Here is a 4,241-nt window from a genome sequence, read left to right as displayed (position 1 = left end):
GCCGTCGCGACCACGGTCGCGCCCTTGGCCTTGAGCATCTGGACGAGGAGCTGGCCGACCCCGCCGGCCGCGGCGTGCACGAGGGCGACGGTGCCCGGTCGCACGGGATAGGTGTCGGTCGTGAGGAACTGCGCGGTCATCCCCTGGAGCATCGCGGCAGCGGCCGCCACGGGGTCGACCCCCTCGGGCACGGGGACGACGACGCGAGCCGGCAGCACGGCATACGAGGCGGCCGAGCCTGTCGTCATGGCCCAGGCGACGATGTCGCCCACGGCGACGTCCTCCACCCCAGGGCCAGTCTCGAGGACCCGGCCTGCACCCTCCATGCCGAGGGTGAACGGCGTCGCCAGGGGATAGACGCCCTCGCGTTGGTAGACGTCGATGAAGTTCACCCCGCTCGCGGCGACCTCGACGAGGACCTCGCCCTCGCCCGGGGTGGGCCGCTTCTGCGGCTGCACCTCGAGGACGTCGCGCCCTCCGTGACGGGTGACGACCAGTGCGTGTGCCATGCCTCGATCTTGCCCGATCGCAGGGTCAGTTGAGTGGGATGACCTTGAAGGCCTCGCCCAACCGGCCCTCGGGCAGGCCCATCCGTTGCGCCATCAGCCCGGTCATCCGCCGAAGGAAGGCCTGGAGCTCCTCGCCCCGGTGGGCCGTCTGCGAGGCGTGGGCCTGCAGCGCCGCCACCTTGCGGGCGAAGGTGTCGGTGATGTCGACGACGTGGTCCGGGGCGGGGTGGGCCATGAGCCAGATCTCGCCGACGTGCCAGAAGGGCAGCCCCTCCTCGGAGTGCAGCTCGGGCCAGGCGAAGGGGTTCTCGGCCGCGGGGTAGCAGGCGCGCACCGTCGCCTCACCGGCCGCCAGGTGGTCGGGATGGCTCGCCTGGAGGCGGTCGTAGTTGCGCTCCGGGCTCTGGCAGACCACCCGCTGCGGCCGCACCGCGCGAATCACCCGCACGATCTCGCGCTGCAGCTCGAAGGTCGGTTCCACCCAGCCGTCGCGGAAACCCGCCAGCCAACGCACGTCGCTCACGCCGTATGCCGCGCACGCCGCCTCTTGCTCGGCCTCCCGCAGGGCCGGGATCGTCGTGATGTCGGTGTCCGGCCGGGCGCCCTGCTCGCCGTGCGTGACGCAGAGCAGGGTGACCTCGATGCCCGCGTCCACCCAGGTCGCCATCGTCCCGGCGAGGCCGAAGTCGGCGTCGTCAGGGTGGGCGGCGACGACGAGGATGCGTTCGATCTCGGTATCAGGACGGGGTTGGGCCACCTCCTCAGCCTAGGCACCGCGTCCGGCCGCCGGGCACGTGTCCCACGCGGGAGGCGGGCCGGCGCGGCATACTCCCCAAGAGTGAGAGGTGAGAGAGCGATGAGTCCGGACAACCCGTACGTCCTCAAGAGCTATCGCTACCTGCGCCTGGTCATGGTCGGGCTCGTCGTGCTCCTCGCTGCCTCGGTGCTCATCGAGCTGCAGCAGACGGGGTTCGGGTGCTGGCGGACGTCGATCAGCTCCTACTACTGGACTCCGGTGCGCGGTATCTTCGTCGGTGCGCTCGTCGCGATCGGCACCTGCCTCATCGTCCTCAAGGGCAACACGCCGGTCGAGGACGTGCTGCTCAACGTCGCGGGGGCCCTCGCGCCGATCGTCGCCTTCGTGCCGATCCTCGATCCCAAGGAGTGCCAGTCGACCCCGTGGGCGGCCTCCGCCGACGGTCGGGCGAACATCTTCAACAATGTCGGGGCGTTCCTGCTCGCCGGGCTGGTCGCCGTCGCGGTCGCCTGGTGGGTGGCGCGTCGCGAGGGGCGCGGCCGGCTCTCGCGCGCCGACCTCATCGGTCTGCTGGTGACCATCGCCCTGGTGCTGGCGGGGATTGCGTTGTTCCTGTGGGCGCGGGAGTTCTTCGACCGGTGGGCGCACTATCTCGCGGCCATCCCGCTCTTCCTCGTGCTCGTCGCCGTCATGGTCGTCAACGCGGTGTCCTATGCCCGCACCGAGGCCGCCCAGAAGGGCCGTGAGATGGGCCGCGCCGAGCTGGCCAACCGCTACCTCGCGATCGCCGCCCTCACCGTGGCGCTCGTCGTCACCCTCGGTCTCGTGACCTGGCTCGGGCACTGGCGGCACGGGACGTTCTGGCTCGAGGTGGTCGTCATCGCGGCGTTCGCGGTCTTCTGGGCCGTGCAGACAGCCGAGCTGTGGGGGGAGGACGAGGGACTGCGCCCCGACCCCGAGGGCGTCCTCGCTCCTCAGTCGAAGGCCGGCGAGGTCGGCACCCAGTAGCGCCGCTTGAGGACGCCACCTGGTCCGAGTCGGGTGTCCTCGAGCACCCCGCCGTTGGCCTCGATGACGGCGGCGGACCCGACATTGGTGTCGTCACAGGTGACGAGGACCTCGGGGAGCCCGAGGTCTCGGGCCACCGGGAGCATGAGGCGCAGGGCCTCTCTCGCGATGCCACGCCGGCGGGCGCTGGGCCGCACCGAGTACCCGATGTGCCCGCCCACCTCGCGCAGGAAGTCGTTGAGCTCGTGCCGCAGCGAGATCGACCCGAGATAGGTGTCGGGCGCAGCCGCGTCGGCGATCCACAAGAAGGTGCACGGCACCCACCCCGCAGGCCGTGGGCTGGACGGGCGGGCATCGCCGATGCGAAAGGCGCAGAGCGCCGCGAACTCGGTCGGGTCCTCGAGGGAGTCCCGGGTGAAGGAGACCCCGCCGAAGCCGTCATCGGCAGGGAGGACGAGCTCGCCGTCGCCGTCGCGGTGCTCACCGGCGAACTCCTCGAGCGCGCACAGGTAGGACCGCTGGAAGCGAGGGTGGGGCTCGACGAGGGTGATCATGGACGGGACCGTAGCGACTGCAGGACCTCGTCGAGCATCGCGGGGGTCAGTCGCTTGGTGAAGGTGTTGTGGGGGCTCACGTGGTAGCAGCCGACGAGGCGCACGGCCACCCCGTCGGGACGGACGAGCTCGACCTCCTGCGCGTGCGCAAACTTCGGCTTCGGTTGCGGCACAGCCCAGTCGAGCGCCCTGGCGGCCCCGAGGACGCCGTCCCAGCCGATGCCGCCGAGCGTCATGATCGTGTGGACCTGGGGTGACAGCTCGAGGTCGCGACGGAGCCAGGGCAGGCAGCTCGCCTTCTCCTGGGCGGTCGGCGCGTTGGCGGGCGGGGCGCATCGCACGGTCGCGACGATGCGGATCCCGTTGAGGCGCAGGCCATCTCCCGCGCCGATCGAGGTCGGCTGGTTGGCGAAACCGGTGCGGTGCAGCGCGGCATACAGGAAATCACCCGAGGAGTCGCCGGTGAACATACGCCCCGTGCGATTGGTGCCATTGGCTGCGGGCGCCAGCCCGACGATGAGGATCTCGGCCATCGGGTCACCGAAGGAGGGACCGGGGCGGCCCCAGTAGGGCTGGTCGGCGAAGGACGCACGCCGGCCCTCGCGAGCGACGCTCTCACGCCAGGCCACCAGGCGGGGACAGGCTCGGCACACCGAGATTCGGGCCTGGAGCTCGGCCAGGTCGACGGCCGAAGCGGCGAGGCGGCGCACCTGCCCCGAGGTTCGCGCGACCGGGGTGTCCGGCGATGCCGGGTCGCCCGGCCACCCCGTGCCCGGGAGCACGGGGGAGTCGAACAGCTCACCTGTGACGGGATGGGGGTCGCGCGTGGACACCGACCCACCGTAGGTCCTGTCCATCGCCGGTGGGTTCAGTCTGCACTGGGCGCTCGGGGGGACCTGGCTCGTCGACACGCTCGGCCAGACCGGGGACCGTCTCGACGATGGCGGGTGGGGCGTGGCGCTCGGCCTGCTCGCGGTCGCGGCGGTCAAGGGCGCCGTCGCCTGGGGACCGGTGATCTCGCGCCGGTGGATCGGGTTCGCCGGAGGCATCGCCCGCCGGCTGTCGATCTTTGCCGGCCTGGTCCTCGCGATCTACGGGGTCGTCCTCACGGCCGTCGGCCTCGTGGCGCTCACCGGCGTGCTGGGTGACCCGAGCGACCCGGCCTCGCTGACCGGTCACGCGCTGCTCTGGGACCCGCTCTTCGCCATGTGGGGCGTCCTGCTCCTTCTCGGTCTCGGTCGGTCGACGCCTCGGCGCCCGGTGCGCGGCGCCGAGCCCCGTCAGGCGTCGGGTGCGGGGCGTGAGCGGGAAGCCTTGGTCTCAGCGCGCTGACGCTTTGCGCTCAGGCGCCGTTCCTGGGAGCCGCGCGTGGGCTTGGTCGCCCGGCGCGCCGGTGGCGGGGGCGCGAGGGCG

Annotated in this window: 6 protein-coding genes; 2 read left to right on the top strand and 4 right to left on the bottom strand. The window is 71.9% G+C overall.

All coding sequences use genetic code 11. The features are described 5' to 3' along the window. Together BN10_RS00665 and BN10_RS00660 are read right to left on the bottom strand one after the other, a co-directional pair. Nucleotides 1–509, bottom strand: a 509-nt coding sequence (locus BN10_RS00665) for an alcohol dehydrogenase catalytic domain-containing protein (protein WP_040750452.1), incomplete at its 3' end; no start/stop codon positions are given. 25 nt (nucleotides 510–534) lie between these two features. Next, nucleotides 535–1,266: a PIG-L deacetylase family protein gene (locus BN10_RS00660; RefSeq protein WP_010849200.1), complete on the bottom strand. Its 732-nt coding sequence runs from the start codon at nucleotides 1,264–1,266 to the stop codon at nucleotides 535–537. Nucleotides 1,267–1,365: 99 nt separating this feature from the next. Between BN10_RS00660 and BN10_RS00655 the strand changes: the two genes are divergently transcribed. Continuing rightward, complete coding sequence (locus BN10_RS00655; RefSeq protein ID WP_010849199.1) at nucleotides 1,366–2,274, top strand: hypothetical protein; 909 nt, start codon at nucleotides 1,366–1,368, stop codon at nucleotides 2,272–2,274. Here the strand turns inward: BN10_RS00655 and BN10_RS00650 are convergent. Continuing rightward, entirely contained in the window at nucleotides 2,241–2,828 is a 588-nt protein-coding gene (locus BN10_RS00650; RefSeq protein ID WP_010849198.1) for a GNAT family N-acetyltransferase, read from the bottom strand. The two genes, BN10_RS00655 and BN10_RS00650, sit on opposite strands and share 34 nt — an antisense overlap. Then, a complete protein-coding gene (locus BN10_RS00645) occupies nucleotides 2,825–3,685 on the bottom strand; it encodes a uracil-DNA glycosylase (protein WP_010849197.1) in 861 nt (286 codons plus the stop codon). The genes BN10_RS00650 and BN10_RS00645 overlap by 4 nt, the downstream gene beginning before the upstream one ends. On the opposite strand from BN10_RS00645, the gene BN10_RS00640 reads away from it, so the two are divergent. Beyond that, nucleotides 3,678–4,160, top strand: a complete 483-nt coding sequence (locus tag BN10_RS00640; RefSeq protein WP_084310849.1) for a DUF3995 domain-containing protein — start codon at nucleotides 3,678–3,680, stop codon at nucleotides 4,158–4,160. The two genes, BN10_RS00645 and BN10_RS00640, sit on opposite strands and share 8 nt — an antisense overlap. The last annotated feature ends 81 nt before the right edge of the window (nucleotides 4,161–4,241 follow it).

It is taken from the genome of Phycicoccus elongatus Lp2 (genome assembly GCF_000367525.1).
Taxonomy (GTDB): Bacteria; Actinomycetota; Actinomycetes; order Actinomycetales; family Dermatophilaceae; genus Phycicoccus_A; species Phycicoccus_A elongatus.
The sequence above is the reverse complement of the archived record's forward strand: the minus strand, read 5'-3'. Positions and strand labels throughout refer to the sequence as shown.

Coding starts and splice junctions, on each gene's coding strand:
- BN10_RS00650 (WP_010849198.1), bottom strand. CDS start 2,828: ATGATCACCCTCGTCGAGCCCCACCCTCGCTTCCAGCGGTCCTACCTG.
- BN10_RS00655 (WP_010849199.1), top strand. CDS start 1,366: ATGAGTCCGGACAACCCGTACGTCCTCAAGAGCTATCGCTACCTGCGC.
- BN10_RS00645 (WP_010849197.1), bottom strand. CDS start 3,685: ATGGACAGGACCTACGGTGGGTCGGTGTCCACGCGCGACCCCCATCCC.